The organism is Streptomyces corchorusii, from assembly GCF_001514055.1.
Lineage (GTDB): Bacteria > Actinomycetota > Actinomycetes > Streptomycetales > Streptomycetaceae > Streptomyces > Streptomyces olivaceoviridis.
Map to the genome: position 1 here is coordinate 69238 of NZ_KQ948362.1, position 21613 is coordinate 90850.

Sequence of the window (21613 nt, forward strand, 5' to 3'; positions counted from 1 at the left end):
GTTTTCATGGTGGGGCCGGTGGTGCGAGGGTCAGGCCGGTGGCGGTGAGGCAGCCGTCGATCAGGTGTGGCCGGAGCGGGATCCTGCGTAACTGTCGGCGGAGGACCCGGTCGAGGTCGTCGGGTGCTCGATCTGCTGTCTGGCATGTTGGCCCACGCCCTTGAAGCCGAGAAGCTGCTCACACCGGAAACCCGCCGCCGAACCCTTGTCCTGCGCATCCGCGCCTTCGTCCGGAGCCACCTGAAACGACCCGCACCTGACCCCTCACACCATCGCTGCCGCGCACCACATCTCCACCAGCTACCTGCATCGTCTCTTCCAGCATGAAGGGGAAACGGTCGCCACCTGCATACGCCATCGGCGCCTGGAGCACGTCTGCCGCGACCTCGCCGACCCGGCTCTTGGCACTACACCTATCCACGCCATGGCTGCCCGCTCGGGCTTCCCCCGCGCTGCCGACTTCACCCAGGCCTTGCGACTACGGCGTCCCGCCCAAGGAGTACCGGCTCCGAGCCCAGCGCATCGCAGAGTAGACGCATCGCCAAGCAGGTGTGCACTCAGTGCTAACGAGCGGTTCGGCCCCTGGCAGACCGTCCACGGTCGTTTCGCCTCGCCGGGACGCCTCGCGCGCACGGGCATGACGCGCCGACCAGCCATATGTCGCCGGGACCCGACGTCCGTGGTTACGGCACCAGCCGGCAGGCCGCCCTTCTCGCGTGGGATGTGCGCACGGCCAGGGTTTTGGGCCATAGCATGAGCTCTGTACATATTTTCGAAGACCGATCGCCTTACCGCGGTGATCAAAATCCCGTGCAGACCGACGGGCGCGGCGCACCTCGCACATCGCAGGGGCAGGCAGCGATCGAATAGCCCTTCCGAGGCTTGTCGCGGGCCTGAGCGGCATCGGTTTGAGCGTCTGGAGTTCGTACTCCCTGTGGAGGTCGGGATGAGAGTTGTTGTTGATCTTTCCCGATGTGAAGGGTATGCGCAGTGCGCGTTCCTGGCTCCGGAGGCGTTCCGGATGCACGGTGAGGAAGCACTGATGTACGACCCGAACCCCGACGACACCCAGCGCGACCTTGTGTTGCGCGCCGCGGCAGCCTGCCCGGTCCAAGCGATTCTGGTCGACTGGCTCCAGGGACAGGACGCCCCGGTGGAGGCGTCGGCGCCGTGACCAGTGCCGACACCCTGCGGGCGTTCAAGCGCGATGGCCGCATCGTGGTGGTCGGGGCGTCACTGGCCGGACTGCGGGCTGCGGAGGCTCTGCGCGCCGAGGGTTTCGCAGGATCGTTGACCATGATCGGTGACGAGCTGGGCGAGCCCTACGACCGGCCTCCCCTGTCCAAGCAGGTACTGACCGGGTGGGTGCCGGCCGGGAACACCACTTTGCCACGCCGTCGTGGCATCGACGCGGAGTGGCTGCTGGGCGTGCCCGCCGGCGGGCTGGACCTCGCGTCGAACCACGTACGACTCGCCGACGGATGCGAGGTTCCCTTAGACCGGGCGCTGATCGCTACCGGGGTACGGGCCCGGCCGTGGTACATCGAGTCCGAGGCGGCTCTGGACAGGGTGCTCGTCGTGCGTACGCGCGAGCATGCCGAAAGCTTGCAGCGAGCCCTCGCCGCCGGGCCTTCCCGCGTTCTGATCATCGGGGGAGGATTCACCGGCTCCGAGATCGCCTCCGTCTGCCGGGAGCGGGAACTGCCGGTGACGGTCGCCGAACTCGCAGCAGCCCCGCTGGCCGGGGCGCTGGGTACCGTGATCGGTGAGGTTGCGGCGGACTTGCAGCGCGCTCACGGCGTCGACCTGCGTTGCCGTGCCAAGGTCACCCGACTTGAGGGCGACGCTCAGGGGCGGTTTCGCCGTGCTCACTTCGACGACGGCAGTACGGTCGACGCAGATGTGGCGGTCGTGGCACTCGGGAGCATCCGCAACACCGAGTGGCTGCGGGAGTCGGGACTGGCGGTGGGCGTGTGGGGAATCGCCTGCGACACAGGCTGCCGCGCCCTCGACATCAGTGGCCGAGCCACCGACGACGTCTTCGCCGCGGGAGACGTGGCACGTTGCCCGCATCCCCTCTACGAAGACCGGCTCATCTCACTGGAGCACTGGGCCAACGCCGTCGAGCAGGCCGAGGTCGCGGCACACAACATGCTCAGCGCCGAGGCGGATCGTTGGCCGTATCTGTCGATCCCGGTGTTCTGGTCGATCCAGTTCGGCGTCAACATCAAGTCCGTCGGCGTGCCGACGTTCGCCGACGAGGTGGTCGTCAGCCAGGGATCGGTGGACGACCACCGTTTCGTCGCCGCATACGGCTATCGGGGCCGCGTCACGGCTGCCGTGAGCTTCGACAACGCCAAGTGGCTGCACCACTACCGACGGTTGATAGAGACGGCCGCACCTTTCCCGCCACGCTGCCCCACGCCGGACCAGCCGACCGACGCAGAACCGGTACCCGTCGGCCTGCCCGGCCCCAGCCTGCTCGCTCAGGGCGCCACCGCCGTCGTCACCGGCCGGGCCCGGGCGAGCGCCGTATAACGGCCGTACACCAGCGTCGGCAGAAGGAGGGCCGGATGACCACGACCGAGACTCCCGGCGCACTGCGACGGATCTTCGACTACTCCGCCCGGACCGACCCGTACCCGCTGTATGCCGAGTTGCGCGAGACCCCGGTGGCTCTGCAGGAGGACGGCAGCTACGTCATCAGCACCTATCGCGAGATCACAGACGTCCTACATGACCCGCACCTGAGCTCCGATGTGCGCAATCTGTCGCGTCCGATGCCCCCACTGGAGGAAGGCGTCACGACTGCGTTCATCAAGAGGGACCCGCCCGAGCACGATCGCCTGCGGCGTATGGCGATGCGCCACTTCGGCCCCCCGCACTCCCCCGGGTTGGTGGTCGGCATGGAAAGCGACCTGACCGCCACCGTGAACGGCCTGATCGACGATTTCGCGGGCAAGGAGCGGATCGATGTCGTCGACGATTTCGCCTGCCGGTTCCCTGTAACCGTGACCTGCCACTTGCTCGGCGTTCCACGCGAGGAGGAACCGCGGTTCCACGTCTGGGTGAACGACATCATGAACTCGGTCGACTACGACCCCGAGACCGACCCGAGGGAGAAGCTGCACAAGGGCGTACAGGCCCGCAAGGACTTGCGCCGGAGCCTCGGCGGGCTGGTGGAACAGCGCCACGGCCGGTCGGGCGACGGTCTGCTGGCCCGGCTGGCCAACGATGACGGGCCCGACGGCCGGATGACCGACGAAGAAATCGTCGCCACGGCCAAGCTGCTGCTCATCGCCGGCCATGAGACCGTCGTCAACCTCATCGCCAACGGCATGCTGACGCTGCTGCGCCACCCGCAGGTGCTTGAGCGGCTGCGCCACGAACCCGACCTCGTCGCGCCGCTGGTCGAGGAGTTGCTGCGCTATGAGCCCTCCGTGCACATCATTCCCTGGCGGGCGGCGTACAGCGACATCACCGTAGCCGACACCGTCATCCCCAAAGGCTCGCAGATCATGCTCATGCTGGCCTCGGGCAGCCGCGATCCGAAGCGCTTCCCCGACCCCGACCGCTTCGATCCGGATCGGCGTGACAACCAGCACCTGGGGTTCGGCAGCGGCATCCACTCGTGCTTCGGCGCCGCGCTGGCCCGGCGGGAAACCCAGATCGCGCTGACCGAGCTGGTACGCCGACTCCACCGCCCCAGGCTGGTCGCCGATCCCCCGCCGTACCGGCCCAGCCCCATTCTCCGGGGGCCGATCCATCTGGACGTCGAGCAAGGTGGTGATTGACACGGCAGCCGAGACCAGCGGCAAGGTCGCGCCATGGCCTGCTCCGCTGCTGGCCGGGCGGCGCCGGGGGCCTTCAGTCCGTCGCCGCCGGTATCCGGGCGATGTCCACCTCGCCGGCGTTGATCAGCGCCTCGCGCAGCTGCGTTTCGGCGTCGGTGTGCGCGGGATCGTAAGGGCCGCCGCGGCCTGGAGCAGGACGCGGGCGTGGGGCAGGACGGCAGACGGTCCCCCGACGAGCGCATCCCGGCTGCCGGGGTGGGCGGCGGCCAGCACCGGCAGGAGCAGAGCAATCACGACCATGACGCCTCCCGGTGGAGCACAGGTCACGGGAACGCGGTGGCGGTGCCTTCTCGTCAAGGCTGGTCCGAACGGGGGGACGGCGCTCGTTCGACGCGAGAGCGTGTAGGCCGTTCGGGTGGCATTCGGACCGCTGAGGTCACCGGATCGGAGTTCCGACAGCACGGGGCCTGCGTGAGAGGGCCAGGCGAGCGACCCTGAAGGCGGGGCCCGCATTCGGCTCTGTGCCTCCTGCGGGGCCCGGCTGCCGAGAAGCGCGTCGGCCAGGTGGCCGTACTGCGACGACATGTGCCGGGCCCAGGCGTACCAGGCCCGGCGAGCCTCCGACCGGATCATGGCCCTGGGAATGCTGCTGGCCGAAGCGGAGTGGACCGGGGAGATGGCAAGGCCAGCCGATCCGCTTGATCTCGGTCAGCGCCGGTGTGAGCCCTGAAGCACGCGTGAGCTTGCTCTGCTACCCGCCGGGGTGGGGCGGAACCTGTGACTGAAGTTCAGGGCGATGTCCAGGGCGAGGAAGTTCTGTCCGCTGTCCGTGCGAGCGCGCAGCAGGATGCGGAGCTCGGCCACCGGAATCGCTTCGGGGAGCTGGAGGTTCCATGTCTGCTGCCACGGTCCGGCAGCCGGCCTGAGGTCGCCCGAGAGCCTTGCGCCCAGGGTTTCGAGCAGGTTGGGCAGTCTGTAGTTTCTCTCTAGCATCTTCACCGGCCCGTATTTCGTGATCACGTTGCAGGTGACCCGGGTCAGGTCGACGGGCTCCTTGAGGTGGCCGTTCATCTCCCAGCATGCCTGGTGCCCCAGCCAGGGCAGCGCCGGAGTCAACGTGACGGCGAGGCCGCCCAGGACGTAGGTGTCGTCGCTCACGTCTTCCACCAGGCGGATGCTCATGTCACTCCTCACCCGTTTGCGAGCCGGGAAAGCGCGGGGCAGACAGCCGGGGGTGGCGGACTGAGAGCACACCGGCGGTCACAAAGCCGCAGGTGGGACGGCCAGGGAAGGCGAGGGGTGGCCGCGCGGACACCGGCTGCCGCTCGCCCGGCATCCGGAACCGGCAGGCTGTAGGGGGCGTGACCGCCACGCACATGGGCCAAAATGGGACCCCGGCCCGATTCCGGCGGGCCGGGGCTCCATCAGTGAGCGGTCGGCCGCGGTCTAGTACTCGTCGTGGTGACGCTTGATGACCCGGAAGCTGGCCACCACACCGTCCTCGATGTCGATGCCCTCGGTGCAGCCCGGCTCCACGCCGTAGCTGGAGCTGTGCGGGCCGACGGTGGCGATGGGAGCGCCGTTGTCACAGACGGCCCCGCGGAAGACCTCGACGGCCTTGCGGCTTTCGTTACGGACGTTCAGGGTCTTCGCGCCCAGACCGCTGACCACCGTGATGCAGTCACCCGGACGCGTGGAGTACGACCGCTCGTTGATCTGGATACGGCCCTCGTCCTCGCCCCGCCCCTCGTTGTCCTCGTCCCTGTCGTTGTTGCCCCGGCCCTTGTCGCCCCGGCCCTCGTTGTCCTTGCCGTTGTTGCCCTCGTTGCCCTTGCTGTTGCTGTTGCCGTTGCCGTTGCCGCCGGTTACGGCGGCAACGGCGGCCGGGGCCTGCTGGGGCACCGAAGCGGAGGCGGCCGAGGCGTAGGTGATGCCGGTCGCGGCCACAGCGGCGGCAGCCGACACAACGGCGGTGACCACGGTCGAACGAACCTTCATCTCACGATCTCCTGTCGCACAGAGAGACGCCGGCCCCTCGGCCGGCTCGTGAATGAACTTACCCATAACCGGAATGACAGGCATATCGGAAGATCGGGGATACAGCTCCGAACAGGGCATTCTTGGGCCCTTCGCAATGAACTGACAGAGGATCACATCAGCTAAAGAAAAAGCAGATTGACACATTATTAGGCTTTCCAGGTGACATTCTGACGCCTCCTCACTCCCGTAATGACGGCGCGTCGCTGCGGACGCGATGAACTGAGCCGTGTTAGGCGGCGCCGCGCCGGAGCCCGCCGGCGGGCCTCACAGCCCGACAGGAGATCGCAGAACACCTCGGTCATACCGGGCCTCCGGCGCCATGCGCAGACGGACGAGCCGGGACGGCGGCCGAACCGTCCGGCCAGGTGCATGCGCGGTGCCGCTCGCCTGCAGGTGGGCTGTGGACAGTCGTCCGGCAGTTGTCCGGATCCGTGGTTCTGCGGTGAGGACGAGGAATCTCCGTCCGAACGCATCGCGGCCTACGTCGAAGCCCTTTTGGAGCGGTGGCGTGACATCACCGAGGATGTGGAGGAAACGTTCCCCTGGGCTGCGGGACCGTTGATCGGTGGGGCCGGCGGCCCAGTCATCTACTTCGCGTTGCGGTGGGACAGGGCAGAGGAGGCGTCCGCCCATGCGGCAGCCCTCGCCGACTCGATGGGGCTGATCTGCTTCGATCCCCAGCAGGGACAACTCAGACCCTCATGGTCCCGGCCAGGCGGCGGTAGCCGATCAGAAGTGCCGCCAGACCGACGAAGGCGAGGAAGTGCTCAGCCTTGCGTTCGTAGCGGCGACGATCGTGCGTTCCAGGCGGTGGGTCTCGGCCGCCGACAGTTTCGCCAGCTGACTGAGCGCGGGCTCCACAGGGGCGACCTGGGACCGGCGCGGTGCGTGCCGGCCGCGAGCAAGTATGTGACAGCGGTGGGCGGTACGTCCCTGACCACCTCCTCGAACACGCGCGGCTGGACCGACACGGTGTGGAGCGGCGCCGGCTCCGGCTGCGCCACGTACGACGCCAAGCCCAGCTGGCAGAAGGACACCGGCTGCGCCAACCGCACGGTGGCGGACGTGTCCGCGGTCGCCGACCCGAACACCGGCGTCGCGGTCTACGACAGCTACCGATCGGCCACCGGCTGGATGGTCTTCGGCGGCACCAGCGCCTCCGCCCCGCTGATCGCGGCGACCTACGCGCTGGGTGGCGCCCCGTCCTCCGTCTCCTCCCCGGCGTGGTTCCCGTACGCGCACACCTCGGCGCTGTACGACGTCACCAGCGGCTCCAACGGCAGCTGCGGCGGCTCCTGCCTGTGCACCGGCACCACCGGCTACGACGGCCCGACCGGGCTCGGCGTCCCCAACGGCACCGCCCCCTTCACCGGCTGAACAGTCCGATGGACTGAGCCGGTTGGCAGTCTGCAGCACCGGAGGGCCAGGATCGCCGCCGCCTGTTAGAGGCGCTTCTGGTCCTCCGCGACCGGGTCGGAAGTCGGCGACAACGGTGCTGGAGAGCGAGTCGGAGAAGCACCTGGCATTGTTCCGGGCCCGACTACCGACTCCAGCAAAATCGGTCGTGCCCCCTGGTCGGTAACGGCGTCTCCAGCACGCGGACCGTTTCCGCGTGTGGGATCGAGTGCTCAGCTCATGCGGGTCAGCTGGTCGTCAGGGCGGTGTCGTCCACCACGAAGCCGGTCTGCAGAGAGGAGTCCTCCACGCTGTTGAACTTCACGGTGACCGTCTGGCCCGCCAGCGAGGACAGGTCGAAGGTCTTCTGGGCATGGTCGCCCTGCCGGAGCGGCGAGCAGACTTCAACGTATTGGGTCGCCGGGCGTAGGCCCCTGGTGCGTTGACAGGCGATAACCAATCCCGTTCTGCCTGGTCAGACGTCTGTCCGCTACTCGGCTGGCATGCTCTGAGCGCTGTGTCGATGCATGCGCTCCTCCGACGTCTCCCTTGTGCCGCTTGACGCTGCCGGCCGAGCCGCAGCGGCCCTGGCCGGCCGGGACTCCCCGCGACCCGCGATCGACTCCGCCAACCAAGTCCTCGCCGACAACGCAGCCACCATCAATGCAGCTCTCGCTCTCGGGGCAGACCGCATACGCGACCAGTTGCTTATCAGCGCGGAACAGCTCTCCCGGACCCTCGCCACGGCCGACTGGAGCTGGTGCGACCAGCTCACCCGGGCGTCCCTCGCCCTGGGCCGACTCACACAGGAACGAATTCGCGCCCTCGACGGCATCAACCTGACCGTCGACACCGCAGCCTTGAACCGTCTACTGGACGACCTGGACACCTGGCGAGACCTCACCCGGGAACAGCGGGACCAAGCGCTGGACGCCGCGCAAACCGCGTGCGCGACCATGGCCACCGCACCCGGCGGTGACGTCCTGCCTGACGATCTCGCCGCGGCCGTCTGTGACATCGCGGACGCGGAAATCGACTACCATCCGGTCACGGTGAATCGTCAGGTTTTCATCGTGTTCGTCGGGGCGGTAGTTCTACCGTCGCTGATGACACTGTCGTTCTCTAGCCCCGCGGAGGGCATCATGAGCAAGGGCATCGAGGTCGGCGCGCTGGCCGTGCTCGCGGCGCAGGCAGCCGGCGCCCTGTGGGACCGCCGCAATGACGGCCAGGGAGGGAACCAGTCGATCTCCCAAGACGACTGACCACTGGCTGGGCACCGCCCTTCCTTGCGGGAAGTGGCGGTGCGCTGACGAGTGCGTAGAGGGATATTCCCACTTGGCGGTAGTTGCACGAGAGCAGGAGAGCCCCTACCCCCAGCCTGACAAGGCGTCCCGGAGAACCTCCACCTCGCATTCTTACGAGTTGGTGCGTGATAGCGGGTGAGGTGTGTTTGCCTTGCTCACAGCCGTCTTCAGATGTTGGCCGTGCGGTCGGAGCCCATCCGTCAGCGTCCGCAGACGCAGACCGGGACGGTCGGGGACCGCGCACCCCCGCTCCGCCAGGAGCGTGCGCACCTCTCCGATCGCACGGGTGACCGTGGAACGGTCGACACCGAACAGCAGGTGACGGTCGGAGAATTGGCTGGGCCCGCAGAACGCAAGGCCTCCATGCCGCCCTCGCGCCAGGCACGGCGCCAGCGTTCCACTGACCGGACACTCACCCGCAGGTCCTTCGCGATCACCGCGGCCTTCTCGCCCGCCGCGAACCTCTCACCGGCCCGGAACCGGATCTTCTCCCGAAATGACCGACGCGCAGCGGTCAGGCCCCACCCTCCGGATAACGCACACCCCGGCATATCACAGGGATCATGAACCGTCACCACCCGACGACAACCCGAAAACCTCAGTAGGTGCCGCGCTGGTCTTCTGACGAAGATCATCGCTCATCGGTGGAGGAACGGGCGTCCGGCCTGAGACCCGGCATCTGTCAGTGCTCGCTGGTGGCGACGTAGGTGCCGTGCCAGGTGTGATACCACACGGCGCCTGTAGAGGCATTGACCGAGAGCATGCCGTTGATCTTCCCGGAGCGCATGGTGTGGAGCGTGTAGTAGCCCGGGAACGCATCGGGTTCGTCGGCGGTCAGGCCACTGCCCCGATCACGCAGCCACCGCTGGGCGCGGCGCTGGGCCTCGTCGGGGGAGAGCCGGGTCCCTGTCTGACCGCGAGGGTGCATGCCGTAGTCGGTGTTCCACATCATCGCCGGGCCGTACTCGATCCCGGTGTCACCGTCGGCCGGGTCGACGAGGATCTCGGTGGCCGGCTTCCCGGAAGGTGTCTCCAGTTCGGCGTAGAAGTTCTTCGAGAACTGCATGACCTCGCCGACGCGCAGGCCAAGCCGGTGAGCGAAGGCGTCGGCGTGCCGACGCGCCTGGTCGAGGGTCTTCACCGGGGTCCCGTCGCCGCGCTGCCAGTAGTGCCCGCCCATCATGCCGGGGCCCCACGAGCAGTCGTTGCCCATCATGCCCGAGCCCATGCCGGGCCCCCATGAGTCCCAGTTGTCCCAGTCGTCGCCCGATGTCGGACCCCAGCAATCGCTGCCGGAGGGGCTCGACCGCGCGGTGGCCCGGCTGAGGGATGTCCCACTGAATGTGTTGCTGTTGCCTGCCACGCATCCGGTGGCCAGCGTGCCCGCCATCGCGAGGGCAGCCAGTGCGGCGGCGGTGCGCCTGTTCCTGCTGCTCATGATCCTCACCCTCTGGACCTTCCCTTCGCATCCGCCCGACCTGGGCAGACACGGGGCCTCTTGCCTTCAGTGTCTCTCCGGGCGTAGCGAACCGCCGAGGGCCGTCCGGACCTGCCGGTCCCCCGGTCGGCCCTCGCATGTCCCGGTTTCAGCGCCTCCCAAACTGGTGCACAAACGCTGCTCAAACTCGGGTTCTGGCTCATGTTCCGTGGTCCGGCCACGGGGAGTGACTGTGGGCCGGTGAGCCAGGTCTGCGAGGTTGCCTGAAAATGGCTGTCCGTTCGGGTGGTTGGGCCGACAGTTCGGGCCCGTGGATGACCTTGAGGTTCGGCTGAAGGATCTGTCGTTCCCGGCGGTGGCGGACGTGGGGGTGCTGTCGTTAGACGTCACCGTCGCGAAGTCGAATCGTGTTCATGGCTCCTACCTGCGGTTTCCCGCTGACGTGCCGAGCGGCGGCAGCAGCGTGGTTCTCCGTCTGAGGGTGCGGCGGTTCACCTGCCCGAAAGCCTCCTGCGTGCGGCGGACGTTCGTCGAGCAGATACCTTGGGCCGCTGCAGGTGCATGGGGGCATCACCGTGGATCGTGTCGGATGAGCTGTGGGAGCGGATCGAACCGCTGCTGCCGAGGCGGGAATGCCGGTTCGGTATCCGGGCCGGAAGCCGTTGCCGGACCGGCAGGTGTGGTGCGGGATCCTCTATGTGCTGCACACTGATCACCGACGGACACGGCACCCCGCTCGCCGTCATCCTGACCGGCGGTAGCCGCAATGACGTCACCCAGCTCCTGCCCCTGCTGGACGCCGTCTGGCCCGTCCGCGGCCGGGTCGGCCGATCGCGTCGCAAAGCCGTGACGCTCTACGCCGACCGCGGCTACGACCCGACTGCTACCGCACGAGACCGGACCTTCCTGGCTCAGTACGCGGAAGACCGGCCGCTGCTGGGCGACTCTGTGGAGAACTGGCTCCACCCACTCGCCGCAATGTCGGCGTACACCCTCATACGGCTACGGCAGCCCACGCCAAGGGACCTTCTGGACATCGATCTCGATCACCTGAGTGACGACCTCATGTCCCGCATGACGGGCACTCTCGATCGAGCAGAGTTTCAAGGGCGTCCTGCGCCGCAGCAAGGCTGGTGGAGTCGACCGCATCGCCCGTACCGCCGATTTCACCGCCAAGATCCGCCAGGCGGTCGTATCTCACAGCCGGTATCACATCGAGGGCTGAATACCTGATCGCAATGCCCCGGGGGATGGCTGTCAACCTTCAGTCCTGTCCCCGCCGATCGAGTACGGCACACCGTTCATCATGGCGCCCACGGAAGGCCTCTCGTCCACGGATCCCTCATCCCGATCAGTGCCGGCCGGGGCGGGGAACGTCGCCGGTGGTCTTCACCAGGACGGCCAGGCGGCGGTGGTACTCGTCCTCGTCTATATCGCCTCGGGCGAAGCGTTCCGCAAGGATCTGCTCAGGGGTGGGTTCGAGCGGCGGGTTGTCGGTACGGTCGCCGCTCCCTCCTGACCTCGCCAAGGCGCGATACAGAAGGACGCCCAAGGCGATGATCGCTGCCCAAAGGAAGATCATGCCGGCTGACATGGCGAACCAGCCCCATCCGCCGACGTCGTGGACGTACCAGAACATCGGTGTCTCATCCCCTTCGGGACGCCGGGAAAAATGATTCCGGTGCCTGCTGTTTTCGAAGTGCCCGCTCCTTACGTTCGGTCGCGTCGCCGAGCACGTCATGAGCCGGTAAGGACAACGCGAGGGACCAATGGGCCCTCATCGCGTTCGAGTGTGCTCAGGGCGTGTCACAGCGGACGACCACGATGGCGCGAACAGGGTTGGTGTGGCCCTGGTGGCAGAGCCGTTCGTCCCCTGCCGCAGGGCCGGCGCGCCGGGATGTGATGGACGGGGACCAGGCCTCAGGCAGCAATGCCGGACGGACAGAGGTGGCCATGAACCGCTCCCCCTTCATCACACGGCTGCGCTCTCTGACCGTGGCCGTTGCCTCGGCACGGCTGGAGCCCGCCTTCCTGGCTGTCACGGCGGCGGCCTTGACCGCAGGGGGTGCTGCCTGGCTCGCCGGTGACGAGGGTCTCGCCGACCTCCTGTGGGGTCTGGGTACATGGGCCGCGGTTCTACCAGCGGTGGGCTGGGTACTCGCCGCACTTCGTCACGGCCATGCGGGCGTCGACCTGATCGCGGTTCTCGCTCTCGGTGGCACCCTCGCCGTCCATGAGTACCTGGCCGGTGCGCTGATCGCGCTGATGCTGGCCACCGGGCGGACCCTGGAGGCGGCCGCCCAGCGGCGGGCCTCGCACGATCTGCGTGCGCTGCTGGAGCACGCGCCTTGCTCGGCACGCCTCCGGACAGCGGTCGGCGTCACCACGGTTCCGCTGGCCGATGTCGCCGTGGGTGACCTGCTCGTCGTGGGTCCTGGCGAGGTTGTCCCTGTCGACGGGCGGGTGGAGGGCGTCGTGGCCAGCCTCGACGAGTCCGTGCTCACCGGCGAGTCCCTGCACGTCGAACGGGCGGCGGGTGACACGGTCCGCAGCGGGGTGGTCAACGCCGGCGGCGCCTTCGAACTGCGGGCCACGGCGGGCGAGCAGGACAGTACCTACGCCGGAATCGTGCGTCTGGCCAGGCAGGCCGGGGCCGAGTCGGCGCCCGTGGTCCGGCTGGCCGACCGCTACGCGGTCTGGTTCCTTCCGCTCGCCCTGGCGGTGGCGGGACTGGCCTGGCTGCTGAGTGGCTCGGCGGTCCGGGCGGTCGCGGTGCTGGTGGTCGCCACCCCTTGTCCGCTCCTGCTGGCCGCACCGGTGGCCATCGTCTCCGGGATCTCCCGCGCCTCACGCCTGGGAGTCGTCATGCGTGACGGTGGCGCCCTGGAGAACCTGGGCCGGGCCCGCACCCTGCTGCTCGACAAGACCGGCACCCTCACCCGCGGCCGCCCTCGCGTCCTGGACGTGTTCGCCGCACCGGGGTGGCAGCCTGCGGAGGTGCTGAGGCTGGCCGCGTCGCTGGACCAGTACTCCCCGCATGTCCTGGCCGAGGCGATCGTCGCCACCGCGCAGGAGCGGAAGCTGGTCCTGGCGGTGCCGTCCGATGTCACGGAGAAGCCCGGCCGGGGTGCCTCAGGCACCGTGGACGGACACCGGGTGTCCGTCGGCCGCGTCGACGCGTCCGGCGCCCGCCCGGCCTGGGCGAGGGCGGCGGACAACCGGGCGCTTCTCGACGGCGCGGCCGTCGCCTGGCTGACCGTGGACGGATGTCAGGTAGGTGCGGTGCTGCTCCGGGATCCCCTCCGCCCCGATGCCCCGCGCGCCCTTCGCCACCTACGGGCCGCGGGCATCGAGCGGCTGATGATGCTGACGGGCGACCGTGCGGAGCCGGCGGCCGAGGTGGGCGCCGTCCTCGGTCTGGACGACGTCCGCGCAGGGCTCGACCCGGTCGGCAAGGTCGCCGTCGTACGGGCCGAACGCGAACGCGCGGTCACCGTCATGGTGGGCGACGGTGTGAACGACGCCCCCGCGCTGGCCGCCGCGGACGTCGGTGTGGCGATGGGTGCCCGCGGCTCCACCGCCTCCTCGGAAGCCGCTGACATCGTGCTGACCACCGATCGCGTGGACCGGCTCGCCGACGCCGTGTTCATCGCCGTACGGGCCCGGCGAATCGCCGTGCAGAGTGCCCTGGGCGGGATGGCGATGTCCCTGGCCGCGATGGCCGCAGCCGCCGTCGGCCTGCTACCACCCGCCGGCGGCGCCCTCCTCCAGGAGGCCATCGACGTGGCGGTCATCCTGAACGCCCTGCGCGCGCTGCGCACGGACCAGGCCGCACAGCCGGCGCTGGCCCCCGCCGCCGAGGCGCTCATCCAACGCTTCGCCTCGGAACACAACGACCTTCAGGATGTGCTCGAGGCGGTGCACAGCGCGGCTGACCGCCTCTCCGACGGCCCCGGCCCGCAGGCTCTTGCGGCCGTCGAGGAGGCGCACCAGCTGCTCACCGATCGGCTCCTGCCTCACGAGTACGCCGAGGAGCACGAGCTCTACCCCGCCCTCGCCCCCGCTCTCGGCGGCCCGGAGGTCACGGCCACCATGAGCCGGGCCCACACCGAGATCGAACGCCTCGCCCGCCGCATCGCCACCCATCTGCAACTGGCCCGCGCCGAAGGCGGCCTGTCCCCAGGCCAGCTCGACGACCTGCGTTCCTGCCTGTACGGGCTGCACACCGTCCTCCGCCTGCACTTCACGCAGGAGGAGGAGAGCTACTTCTCGCTGGCCCAGTGAGATCCGCCAGAGGTGCGTGTCGGAGCGCTGCGCCCCGGAGGGCCGTTCGGCCCGTGCGGTGCCCGGTCAGCCCCTGTGCCACCGGGCCCCCGCCGCCGGACGCTGAACGCGGGGTCCTCCGGAGGGAGAGTTCGTGATGACCGGCATCCAGGAAGCCCCGGTGCATGCCCTGCTGGCCGACGGAACCACGGTCCGCATACGGCAGGCGGGGCCGGCCGATCGTGCGGAGGTGCAGCGGCTGTACGAGGCGATGTCACCACAGAACCTGCGGATGCGGTTCTTCTCCGTCAGCCCGGCCTCCGCCCGGCAGGCCGCCGAGCGGGTGGCCGAGGGCGACCGCCCCGGATACCGCGTGCTGGCCGCCGAGTATGAAGGGCGGCTGGTGGGGCTGGCCGAGTACGAGGTGCTGCCGGGCGGCAGCACGGCGGAGATCTCGGTGGCCGTGGCCGACGGCTGGCACAACCGTGGTGTGGGCACCCTCCTGCTGGAACACCTCGCGGACGCCGCGCGTACGGCGGGCGTCACCGCGTTCAGCGCCGACGCCCTGGCCGAGAATCACGACGTGCTGAAGGTCTTCCACGACCTGGGGCTGCGCGTCACGCGCCACTTCAACGGACCTGAGGTGCACTGCACGGTCGAACTCACCGAGGACGAGACCTACTTGAGCGCGGTCGAGGCCCGCGGCCGGGTCGCCGGCATCATCAGCCTGGAACCGCTGCTGCGGCCCCGGGCGGTCGCGGTGATCGGCGCGGGCCGCAGGTCTGGGTCGGTCGGGCGCGCCATCCTGCGGAACATCCGGAACGGTTCCTACGCCGGGCGGCTGTCCGTCGTGCATCCGGAGGCCGCCGCGATTGCCGGGGTGCACGCCTGCCGGTCCGTCGCCGAGCTGCCGCAGGTGCCGGACCTGGCCGTGATCGCCGTACCGGCGGCAGCCGTTGCCGAGGTGGCCGAAGAGTGCGGGAGGGCCGGCGTGCGCGCCCTGCTCGTGGTGTCCGCGGGCCTCGACACACACGAGAGCAGCGCACTGATGGACGCGTGCCGACGCCACGGCATGCGGCTGGTCGGCCCGAACTGCCTGGGCCTGGCCAACACCGAGGGAGACGTCCACCTGGACGCCACCTTCGCCGCACGGCATCCCGGACCAGGCACCGCCGGGGTCGCGGTGCAGTCCGGCGGAGTCGGCATCGCGCTGCTGGACGGGCTGGCCCGGCTCGGCATCGGCGTGTCGACCTTCGTCTCGCTCGGCGACAAGTACGACGTCAGCGGCAACGACATGCTCCAGTGGTGGGAGAGCGACGGGCACACCGACCTGGCGCTGCTGCACCTGGAGTCCTTCGGCAACCCCCGCGCCTTCTCGCGCACCGCCCGCCGGGTCGCCCGAGCGATGCCGGTGCTGACCGTGGACGCGGGCCGGTCGGAGGCCGGACGGCGGGCCGCGGCCTCGCACACCGCGGCGGCGGCGACTCCGACCATGACCCGGCAGGCCCTGTTCACCCAGGCAGGCATCACCGCCACCCGCACCATCGGCGAACTCCTCGACACCGCCGCCCTCTTGCACGCCCAGCCGCTGCCCCGCGGTACGAAGGTCGCCGTCGTCAGCAACGCGGGCGGGGCCGGCGTCCTGGCCGCCGACGCGTGCGTGGACGCGGGACTCGTGATCCCGCCACTCGCCGCCGACGTGGTGGACGAGCTCCGCACCCTGCTGCCCGACGGCGCCACCGCGACCAACCCCGTGGACGTCACCGCGGCCGTCGGCGAGGAGCGACTGCAGGCCTGCATAGGTCTTCTGGCCCGGCACGGCGCTGTCGACTCCGTCCTCGTGAGCCTGGTCCCCACGGCGGTCGCCACGGCCACCGGAGAAGACCTGGTACGCGCCCTGACCTCGGCCCCCGGCCCGCTCGCCCGCCCCGTCGTCGCGGTGCTCCCCGCGCAGGCGGCCCGCGTCGGGCTGCTGCCCACCGCCGGCAGGTCCACCGTGCCCGCGTACTCCGACGCCGAGGACGCGGCCCGCGCCCTGGCCCACGCCGCAGCCCGCGCCGACTGGCTCGCCCGACCCCAGGGGGCCGTACCGGAGTTGCCGGACGTGGAGACCATGCGGGCGAGGGACTTGGCCAACGCCTACCTGGAGGCCCGGCCAGAGGGCGGCTGGCTCGACCCTCGGACCACGGCCGTGCTCCTGGGCTGCTACGGCATCCGGCAGATCCCTTGGGCATGGGCCCGGGACGAGAACGAGGCGGTCGCGGCGGCCGAACGGCTCGCCGGGCCGGACGGACGCGTGGTCATGAAGGCCTACTGGCCGGGTCTGGTACACAAGAGCGAGCACCACGCCCTCCACCTGGACCTCCAGAACGCCGCACAGGTCAGGGGCGCCCACCGCGATCTGGTCACCCGGTTCGGCGACCGGATGACCGGAGTCGTCGTCCAGCCGCTCGCAGAGCGCGGCACCGAACTGTTCGCCGGAGTCGTCCAGGACGAGGTCTTCGGACCCCTCGTCGTGTTCGGCCTCGGCGGTACGGCGACCGAACTGCTCGCCGACCACGCCGCCCGGCTCGCGCCGCTGACCGACCTGGACGTGCACGACCTGCTCACCTCCCCACGCTGCTCTCCCCTGCTGTTCGGCTATGCCGGCAGCCCTCCCGCCGACCTCGGCGCCCTGGAGCAACTCCTGCACCGCCTCTCCCGGATGGCTGCGGACCTTCCCCAGCTGGCGGAGGCCGACCTCAACCCCGTGCTGGCCGGGGCACACGGCGTCACCGCCCTCGACACTCGCGTACGGGTGGTCCCGCGCAGGCCCCACGACCCGTACCTGCGCCGACTGCGCTGACCGGGCCACGACCGAGGCGCGGACAGCCCGCCGGACCGGCCGCGTAAGGAGGTGGCGGGCGACTGGCCGCGCCGGTTGTGACAAGTCCTGGACAGGCTGTCGGCGGCTTCGACGGCGTACGCCACCAGGTGACCAGGCAGCCGGTTCACCTCCCAGGCCACCTCGACGGCCTCGCGATGTGGCCGGCGTTCCCCGGTCGGGTACACGCGGCCTGCGGGACGACGGTCAGGTCCGTGTGGTCCCACAGCCGGATCAGCCGCGCCGGATAGGGACAGGGGTCCAGGGCGGCCCATTCGGGTCTGCGGCACCAGCTCGCTTCGGCGTGCACGGGCACTGGCCCGGCGATGCCCCGCGCGGTATGAGCCGAAGGGCCTACGGCCGGGTCCGGGCGGCCTGTGGTACCGGCCGCCGAGGGCGCGCACGCTGGGAACGACGGCCCAGGAAGGGAGCCGGTGCGATGACCTCCGCAACCACCATGAGTACAGCGCTTGAGCCCGTGCACCGCGAACGGCTGATGAGCCTCGCGCGTGAGGTCTCCTTCGAGGCCGGCACCCGCCTGTTCGAGGAAGGCCGGCACGCCGGCCGTTTCTGGATCGTCCGCACCGGCACCGTCGCCCTCGACCTGCACGTGCCCGGTCGCCGGCCGGCCGTCGTCGAGTCGCTCGGTCACGGTGAGCTGGTCGGCTGGTCCTGGCACTTCCCGCCGTACCTCTGGCACCTGGGCGCCGAGGCGATGACCCCGGTGCGTGCCTGGGAGTTCGACGCCGAGGCCGTGCGGGGGATGTGCGCCGCGGATCCCGCGTTCGGACGGGCCGTAGCGGGGTGGGTGGGACGTGTGGTCGCCCAGCGACTGCACGCCACCCGGGTCCGGCTGCTCGACCTGTACGCCCCCTACGGCAGCGGTGACCTGTTGTGACCGCCCGCCCGCTCCGGCGAACGGCTTCGGGAGGAAGGCATGGAGAGCAGCCCGCACCGGGTGAGTGATGTGATGACGCGGGCCGTCGTCGCGGTGAGCCGCAAGGCCCGGTTCAAGGACATCGTCGAACGCATGGAGGAGTGGAAGGTCAGCGCCCTGCCCGTGCTGGAGGGCGACGGCCGGGTGATCGGGGTGGTCTCCGAGGCCGACCTGCTACCGAAGGAAGCGCTCCGGGACAGCAACCCGGACCGGTTCACCCCGATGCGCCACCTGACCGACCTCGACAAGGCCGGGGCGATGTCCGCCGAGGAGCTGATGAGCACCCCGGCCGTCACCGTCCACGGGGACGCCACGCTCGCCGAGGCGGCACGGATCATGGCCTTGCGCCAGGTCAAACGACTGCCCGTGGTCAATGCCGAGGGCGTCCTCGAAGGCGTGGTCAGCCGCGGGGACCTGCTGAAGGTGTTCCTGCGACCCGACAACGACCTGGCGGACGAGATCCGCCGCGACATCGTCGACGTCCTCTTCCCCGCCCCGGTCGAGCCCGTGCACATCGTCGTCAGCGACGGCGTCGCGACCCTGACGGGACGCGTCGAGGACGCCGCACGGATACCCCTTGCCGCGCGCCTCGTCCAAGGCGTGGAAGGCGTCGTGGGCGTGGACTGCCGGCTCACCGCCGCCGGGTGACGCCTTCAGCGCGCACCTGTTCGGTGTTCGCCGACGCCGTCGACGCGTCCGACCGCCCAGCTCGATCGGCCGCGGGGTCCCGGCCGTTGCCCTGTGACTGCCACTGCCTTGCCTCCCCCTGCCAGCCGTTGCTGATCAGCCTCTGCCCCCGCTCCGGTTCCGCCGCTCGGGTCCGGCCTGCTCCCACTCCTGTCGCACTCGGCCGGGCGCCGCCGCAGGAGCCGCATACGGCTCCGCCGGCCGCCGGCCCAGACCGTCGCACCGGCCGGCGGAGCCGCGAGGGCGACGGTCATCACCGCCTGCGCGGCGTCGCGCCCGTCGCGCTGGGGGCGGGGAGACGATCCGGCCGGTGCAGTCGGTCCACACGGTGAGCCCGCTGCCCGCGGGGAGCCCGGGATGACCTTCGCCTGGCCGATGCGCGCCCTGCCGTCCGCGTCCGTCCAGCGCACTGCGGCCCACACCCGGCCGTCGTCGTCTCCGCTGCCGCCGGGCGGGGTCTTCGCCGCCTCGTCGGTGGTGTGACCGTGGGCGAGCACGATCCAGGTCTCGACCCGTCCCGGTGTCGCTTTGAGCGGGTTGTGCCGCCAGCGCCACAGCCTCACCCATGTCACGGTCGTGGGGGGTGTCCGTGTCAGCGGTCCGTTCCTCCGTCGGCATGCGGCCGGCCTCCGTCAGGCAGGGGCCGACCGTCACGGGTCCGGCAGATCCGGGTGGTGGTCCGGAACGGCGGGGCGGACCGCTGAGCGCCAGTCCGCGTCCAACGTGTGCCGAAGAGCAGTGCGACGGCCTCGTACCGGACGTCCTCGGCGATGTCCTGGTCGTCCCGCGGGAAGACCTTCAGCAGGTCGGACCGGCTGACGATGCCGTGCAGAGCGCCGTCAGGACCGATCACCGGCAGGCGCTCGACTCCTCTGCGAGCCATGACGCGCGCGGCGCGGGCGCAGGTCGCCTCGGGCGTCACACCGACAGCCGGAGTGGCCATCGGATCACCGGCGGTCACCGAGCGATCACGGCACATGGCCGACTGGGTCCGTGGTCATGAGGTCCGCCGACACCGGCCCGGCCCGCCCCCAGCCCGCCGCGAGAGAGGTGCCCGTTGTCCTACGTGCCGGGCAGGGGTACCCGCCAGCACAGTGTGGCACCGCCCCCGTCGGCGCTGGAGACGTCCAAGTGCCCGCCCAGCTGTTCGGCACGCTCGGCCATGTTGCGCAGCCCGCTGCGTCGGCCGTCGGGCGGAATGCCCACACCGTTGTCCGAGACCGTGAGGGACACCTCCCGGCCATCGGTCGTCACGACGATCTGGGCCCGTTCGGCGCGGGCATGGCGGGCGATGTTGGTGAGAGCCTCGGACAGGACTGCCACGATGTGGTCGGCGATCTCGTACGGCACATCCGTGTCGACGAGGCCCTCCATGCGCACACTGGGCGGGAATCCCAGTACGGGGGTTTCCCCGTCGACCAGGCGCACGATCCGGGCCCGCAGCCCCGCACCGGCGGCACCCTCGCGGGACCGCAGCCCGAAGATGGCCGACCTGATGATCTTGATGGTCTCGTCCAGGTCGTCCACGGCCCGCAGCACCCGCTCGGCGGCCTCGGGATGCTCGATGAAACGGCCCGCGCTCTGCAGCGTCATGCCCGTCGCGAAGAGCCGCTGGATGGCCAGGTCGTGCAGGTCCCGGGCGATCCGGTCACGGTCCTGGAGCACCGCGATCTGCTCGGCGTCCTTGCGGCGCTCGGCCAGTTCCATCGCGATCGCGGCCTGCGCGGCGAAGCCCTGTAGCTTCTCGGTCTCCTGGCCCGAGAACACCGGCGCGCCGGCCTCGCGGGCCACCAGCACCACACCGCGCACGCCGCCTTCCCCGGTGCCGATGGGGACGGCCACGGCGGGCCCGAGCCCGTGGAAGCGCGGCGGCTCCGGGGAGATCCGCTCGTCCTGGCACACGTCGTCGCTGGTGACCGGTGCGGCAGCGGAGAAGGCAAGGCCCATGAGAGTCGAGGACAGGGGCAGCACCAGCCCCCGGTGTGCCTGCGCGTCCATACCGACGGCGATCTCCACGGCGAGGGACTCGGTGGCCTCCATGGGCAGCGCCACAGCCGCCAGGGCCGACCCCATGATCTCGCGCGCCCGTTCGGCGATCAGTTTCAGGACCTCGGCGCGTGCGCTGCCGGACATCAGGCTGTAGGTGATCTCGGCGTTCGCGCGCAGCCAGCGCTCGCGCAGCCGGGACTCCTCGTACAGCCGGGCGTTGTCGATCGCCACCCCGGCCGCCACGGCCAGCGTGGACAGCACCGACTCGTCCTCCTCGTCGAACTGCCCCCCGCCCCGCTTCTCGGTCAGGTACAGGTTGCCGAAGACCTGGTCACGGACCCGGATGGGAACGCCCAGGAAGGTGTTCATCGGAGGGTGGTGGGCCGGGAAGCCGTACGAGGCCGGGTGCTGGGAGATCTTCTCCAGCCGGAGGGGCTCAGGGTGCCGGATCACCTCCCCGAGGATGCCGTGCCCCTCGGGGAAGGGACCGATCTCGGCGATCTGCTCCTCGGTCACCCCGACGGTGAGGAAGGCCGAGAGGGAGCTGCCGTCCGGTCCGATGACGCCGAGGGCCGCGTATTCGGCGTCGACCAGCGCGGCGGCGGCCTCCACGATGGAGTGCAGTGCCTGCTCAAGGTCGAGTTCGCGGCCTACGGTCAGCACCGCCTCCAGCAGGCTGTGCACCCGGTCCCGGATGCCGCGAGCCGCGTCGATCCGGGCCCGCAGCTCCTCCAGCAGCTCGTCGAGTTTGAGCTGGGGCAGTCGTACCCGAGGCTCTTCTGCGCTTGCCATGACGCTCCTCCATGCCAGTCAACCAGCCTCTGCCGGTGGACGCACCAAGGCGGGACCGACGGCCGGAGACGGTCTACCGCCGGCGAACCCGGCCGCCCTCTCGGCTCTCAG

The 21613-nt window shown here is 70.1% G+C and carries 17 protein-coding genes and 6 pseudogenes; 12 read left to right on the plus strand and 11 right to left on the minus strand.

What is annotated here, in order from left to right:
• Positions 1-4: 4 nt before the first annotated feature.
• Positions 5-130, minus strand: a pseudogene (locus tag AQJ11_RS52775) (IS630 family transposase); the annotation flags it as partial.
• On the opposite strand from AQJ11_RS52775, the pseudogene AQJ11_RS50425 reads away from it, so the two are divergent.
• From AQJ11_RS50425 to AQJ11_RS29020, 4 genes and pseudogenes are all read left to right on the plus strand, one after another.
• Positions 103-533, plus strand: a pseudogene (locus tag AQJ11_RS50425) (helix-turn-helix domain-containing protein); the annotation flags it as partial. The pseudogenes AQJ11_RS52775 and AQJ11_RS50425 overlap by 28 nt on opposite strands.
• Before the next feature lie 413 nt (positions 534-946).
• Positions 947-1174 carry a ferredoxin gene (locus tag AQJ11_RS46475; protein WP_107120899.1) on the plus strand — a complete coding sequence of 76 codons (228 nt, stop codon included), beginning with the start codon at positions 947-949 and terminating at the stop codon, positions 1172-1174.
• The gene (locus tag AQJ11_RS29015; RefSeq protein WP_059265123.1) at positions 1171-2538 is read left to right on the plus strand and encodes an NAD(P)/FAD-dependent oxidoreductase; all 1368 of its coding nucleotides are present in this window, start codon (positions 1171-1173) and stop codon (positions 2536-2538) included. The genes AQJ11_RS46475 and AQJ11_RS29015 overlap by 4 nt, the downstream gene beginning before the upstream one ends.
• 35 nt (positions 2539-2573) lie before the next feature.
• Positions 2574-3794, plus strand: coding sequence for a cytochrome P450 (locus tag AQJ11_RS29020; protein WP_059265124.1), 1221 nt, complete (start codon positions 2574-2576; stop codon positions 3792-3794).
• A gap of 123 nt (positions 3795-3917) precedes the next feature.
• Here the strand turns inward: AQJ11_RS29020 and AQJ11_RS49980 are convergent, their stop codons facing one another.
• From AQJ11_RS49980 to AQJ11_RS29030, 3 genes are all read right to left on the minus strand, one after another.
• Positions 3918-4094 carry a hypothetical protein gene (locus AQJ11_RS49980; protein WP_167360882.1) on the minus strand — a complete coding sequence of 59 codons (177 nt, stop codon included), beginning with the start codon at positions 4092-4094 and terminating at the stop codon, positions 3918-3920.
• Between the two features lie 408 nt (positions 4095-4502).
• Positions 4503-4976, minus strand: coding sequence for a hypothetical protein (locus tag AQJ11_RS29025; protein WP_059265125.1), 474 nt, complete (start codon positions 4974-4976; stop codon positions 4503-4505).
• A gap of 264 nt (positions 4977-5240) precedes the next feature.
• Positions 5241-5792 (minus strand): hypothetical protein, encoded by a 552-nt coding sequence (locus AQJ11_RS29030; protein WP_058084385.1) that lies wholly within the window; start codon positions 5790-5792, stop codon positions 5241-5243.
• Positions 5793-6752: 960 nt separating this feature from the next.
• On the opposite strand from AQJ11_RS29030, the gene AQJ11_RS29035 reads away from it, so the two are divergent.
• Positions 6753-7211, plus strand: a complete 459-nt coding sequence (locus tag AQJ11_RS29035; protein ID WP_059265126.1) for a S8/S53 family peptidase — start codon at positions 6753-6755, stop codon at positions 7209-7211.
• A 265-nt stretch (positions 7212-7476) separates the two neighbouring features.
• On the opposite strand, the pseudogene AQJ11_RS51330 reads toward AQJ11_RS29035, so the two are convergent.
• Positions 7477-7605: pseudogene (locus AQJ11_RS51330) on the minus strand (neutral zinc metalloprotease); the annotation flags it as partial.
• A 151-nt stretch (positions 7606-7756) separates the two neighbouring features.
• Here AQJ11_RS51330 and AQJ11_RS29045 point away from each other — a divergent pair.
• Positions 7757-8491, plus strand: coding sequence for a hypothetical protein (locus tag AQJ11_RS29045; RefSeq protein ID WP_059265127.1), 735 nt, complete (start codon positions 7757-7759; stop codon positions 8489-8491).
• 237 nt (positions 8492-8728) lie between these two features.
• On the opposite strand, the pseudogene AQJ11_RS51335 reads toward AQJ11_RS29045, so the two are convergent.
• From AQJ11_RS51335 to AQJ11_RS29050, 3 genes and pseudogenes are all read right to left on the minus strand, one after another.
• Positions 8729-8857 (minus strand): annotated as a pseudogene (locus AQJ11_RS51335) (transposase family protein); the annotation flags it as partial.
• A pseudogene (locus AQJ11_RS51340) lies at positions 8851-9074 on the minus strand (helix-turn-helix domain-containing protein); the annotation flags it as partial. The pseudogenes AQJ11_RS51335 and AQJ11_RS51340, both read right to left, overlap by 7 nt.
• A 141-nt stretch (positions 9075-9215) precedes the next feature.
• Entirely contained in the window at positions 9216-9971 is a 756-nt protein-coding gene (locus AQJ11_RS29050; protein WP_244218386.1) for a hypothetical protein, read from the minus strand.
• A 561-nt stretch (positions 9972-10532) separates the two neighbouring features.
• Here AQJ11_RS29050 and AQJ11_RS50435 point away from each other — a divergent pair.
• Positions 10533-10847 (plus strand): annotated as a pseudogene (locus AQJ11_RS50435) (transposase); the annotation flags it as partial.
• Between the two features lie 475 nt (positions 10848-11322).
• Here the strand turns inward: AQJ11_RS50435 and AQJ11_RS29055 are convergent.
• Complete coding sequence (locus tag AQJ11_RS29055) at positions 11323-11610, minus strand: SHOCT domain-containing protein (protein ID WP_059265129.1); 288 nt, start codon at positions 11608-11610, stop codon at positions 11323-11325.
• A gap of 314 nt (positions 11611-11924) precedes the next feature.
• Here AQJ11_RS29055 and AQJ11_RS29060 point away from each other — a divergent pair, with 314 nt between their 5' ends.
• The 5 genes from AQJ11_RS29060 to AQJ11_RS52165 all read left to right on the plus strand — a co-directional run bounded on the left by AQJ11_RS29060 (position 11925) and on the right by AQJ11_RS52165 (position 19204).
• On the plus strand, positions 11925-14255 hold the full coding sequence (locus AQJ11_RS29060) for a heavy metal translocating P-type ATPase (RefSeq protein WP_059265130.1): 2331 nt from the start codon (positions 11925-11927) through the stop codon (positions 14253-14255).
• A gap of 136 nt (positions 14256-14391) precedes the next feature.
• A complete protein-coding gene (locus tag AQJ11_RS29065) occupies positions 14392-17079 on the plus strand; it encodes a bifunctional acetate--CoA ligase family protein/GNAT family N-acetyltransferase (protein ID WP_208616638.1) in 2688 nt (895 codons plus the stop codon).
• A 457-nt stretch (positions 17080-17536) separates the two neighbouring features.
• On the plus strand, positions 17537-17995 hold the full coding sequence (locus tag AQJ11_RS29070; RefSeq protein WP_015493459.1) for a Crp/Fnr family transcriptional regulator: 459 nt from the start codon (positions 17537-17539) through the stop codon (positions 17993-17995).
• A 39-nt stretch (positions 17996-18034) separates the two neighbouring features.
• Positions 18035-18682, plus strand: a complete 648-nt coding sequence (locus AQJ11_RS29075) for a CBS domain-containing protein (protein WP_059265132.1) — start codon at positions 18035-18037, stop codon at positions 18680-18682.
• Positions 18683-19078: 396 nt separating this feature from the next.
• Positions 19079-19204 (plus strand): hypothetical protein, encoded by a 126-nt coding sequence (locus AQJ11_RS52165; RefSeq protein WP_279616956.1) that lies wholly within the window; start codon positions 19079-19081, stop codon positions 19202-19204.
• Between the two features lie 109 nt (positions 19205-19313).
• Here AQJ11_RS52165 and AQJ11_RS52475 read toward each other — a convergent pair whose 3' ends face one another.
• Both AQJ11_RS52475 and AQJ11_RS29085 read right to left on the minus strand, forming a co-directional pair.
• Entirely contained in the window at positions 19314-19664 is a 351-nt protein-coding gene (locus AQJ11_RS52475) for a CBS domain-containing protein (protein ID WP_341846296.1), read from the minus strand.
• A 119-nt stretch (positions 19665-19783) separates the two neighbouring features.
• The gene (locus tag AQJ11_RS29085; RefSeq protein ID WP_059265134.1) at positions 19784-21502 is read right to left on the minus strand and encodes a sensor histidine kinase; all 1719 of its coding nucleotides are present in this window, start codon (positions 21500-21502) and stop codon (positions 19784-19786) included.
• Positions 21503-21613: the final 111 nt, after the last annotated feature.

Bases quoted from the DNA above. Each gene is read 5' to 3' on its own strand.
- AQJ11_RS46475 (WP_107120899.1), top strand. From the start codon at position 947: ATGAGAGTTGTTGTTGATCTTTCCCGATGTGAAGGGTATGCGCAGTGC.
- AQJ11_RS29020 (WP_059265124.1), top strand. From the start codon at position 2,574: ATGACCACGACCGAGACTCCCGGCGCACTGCGACGGATCTTCGACTAC.
- AQJ11_RS49980 (WP_167360882.1), bottom strand. From the start codon at position 4,094: ATGGTCGTGATTGCTCTGCTCCTGCCGGTGCTGGCCGCCGCCCACCCC.
- AQJ11_RS29025 (WP_059265125.1), bottom strand. From the start codon at position 4,976: ATGAGCATCCGCCTGGTGGAAGACGTGAGCGACGACACCTACGTCCTG.
- AQJ11_RS29030 (WP_058084385.1), bottom strand. From the start codon at position 5,792: ATGAAGGTTCGTTCGACCGTGGTCACCGCCGTTGTGTCGGCTGCCGCC.
- AQJ11_RS29045 (WP_059265127.1), top strand. From the start codon at position 7,757: ATGCGCTCCTCCGACGTCTCCCTTGTGCCGCTTGACGCTGCCGGCCGA.
- AQJ11_RS29050 (WP_244218386.1), bottom strand. From the start codon at position 9,971: ATGAGCAGCAGGAACAGGCGCACCGCCGCCGCACTGGCTGCCCTCGCG.
- AQJ11_RS29055 (WP_059265129.1), bottom strand. From the start codon at position 11,610: ATGTTCTGGTACGTCCACGACGTCGGCGGATGGGGCTGGTTCGCCATG.
- AQJ11_RS29060 (WP_059265130.1), top strand. From the start codon at position 11,925: ATGAACCGCTCCCCCTTCATCACACGGCTGCGCTCTCTGACCGTGGCC.
- AQJ11_RS29065 (WP_208616638.1), top strand. From the start codon at position 14,392: ATGACCGGCATCCAGGAAGCCCCGGTGCATGCCCTGCTGGCCGACGGA.
- AQJ11_RS29070 (WP_015493459.1), top strand. From the start codon at position 17,537: ATGACCTCCGCAACCACCATGAGTACAGCGCTTGAGCCCGTGCACCGC.
- AQJ11_RS29075 (WP_059265132.1), top strand. From the start codon at position 18,035: ATGGAGAGCAGCCCGCACCGGGTGAGTGATGTGATGACGCGGGCCGTC.
- AQJ11_RS52165 (WP_279616956.1), top strand. From the start codon at position 19,079: ATGACCTTCGCCTGGCCGATGCGCGCCCTGCCGTCCGCGTCCGTCCAG.
- AQJ11_RS52475 (WP_341846296.1), bottom strand. From the start codon at position 19,664: ATGGCCACTCCGGCTGTCGGTGTGACGCCCGAGGCGACCTGCGCCCGC.
- AQJ11_RS29085 (WP_059265134.1), bottom strand. From the start codon at position 21,502: ATGGCAAGCGCAGAAGAGCCTCGGGTACGACTGCCCCAGCTCAAACTC.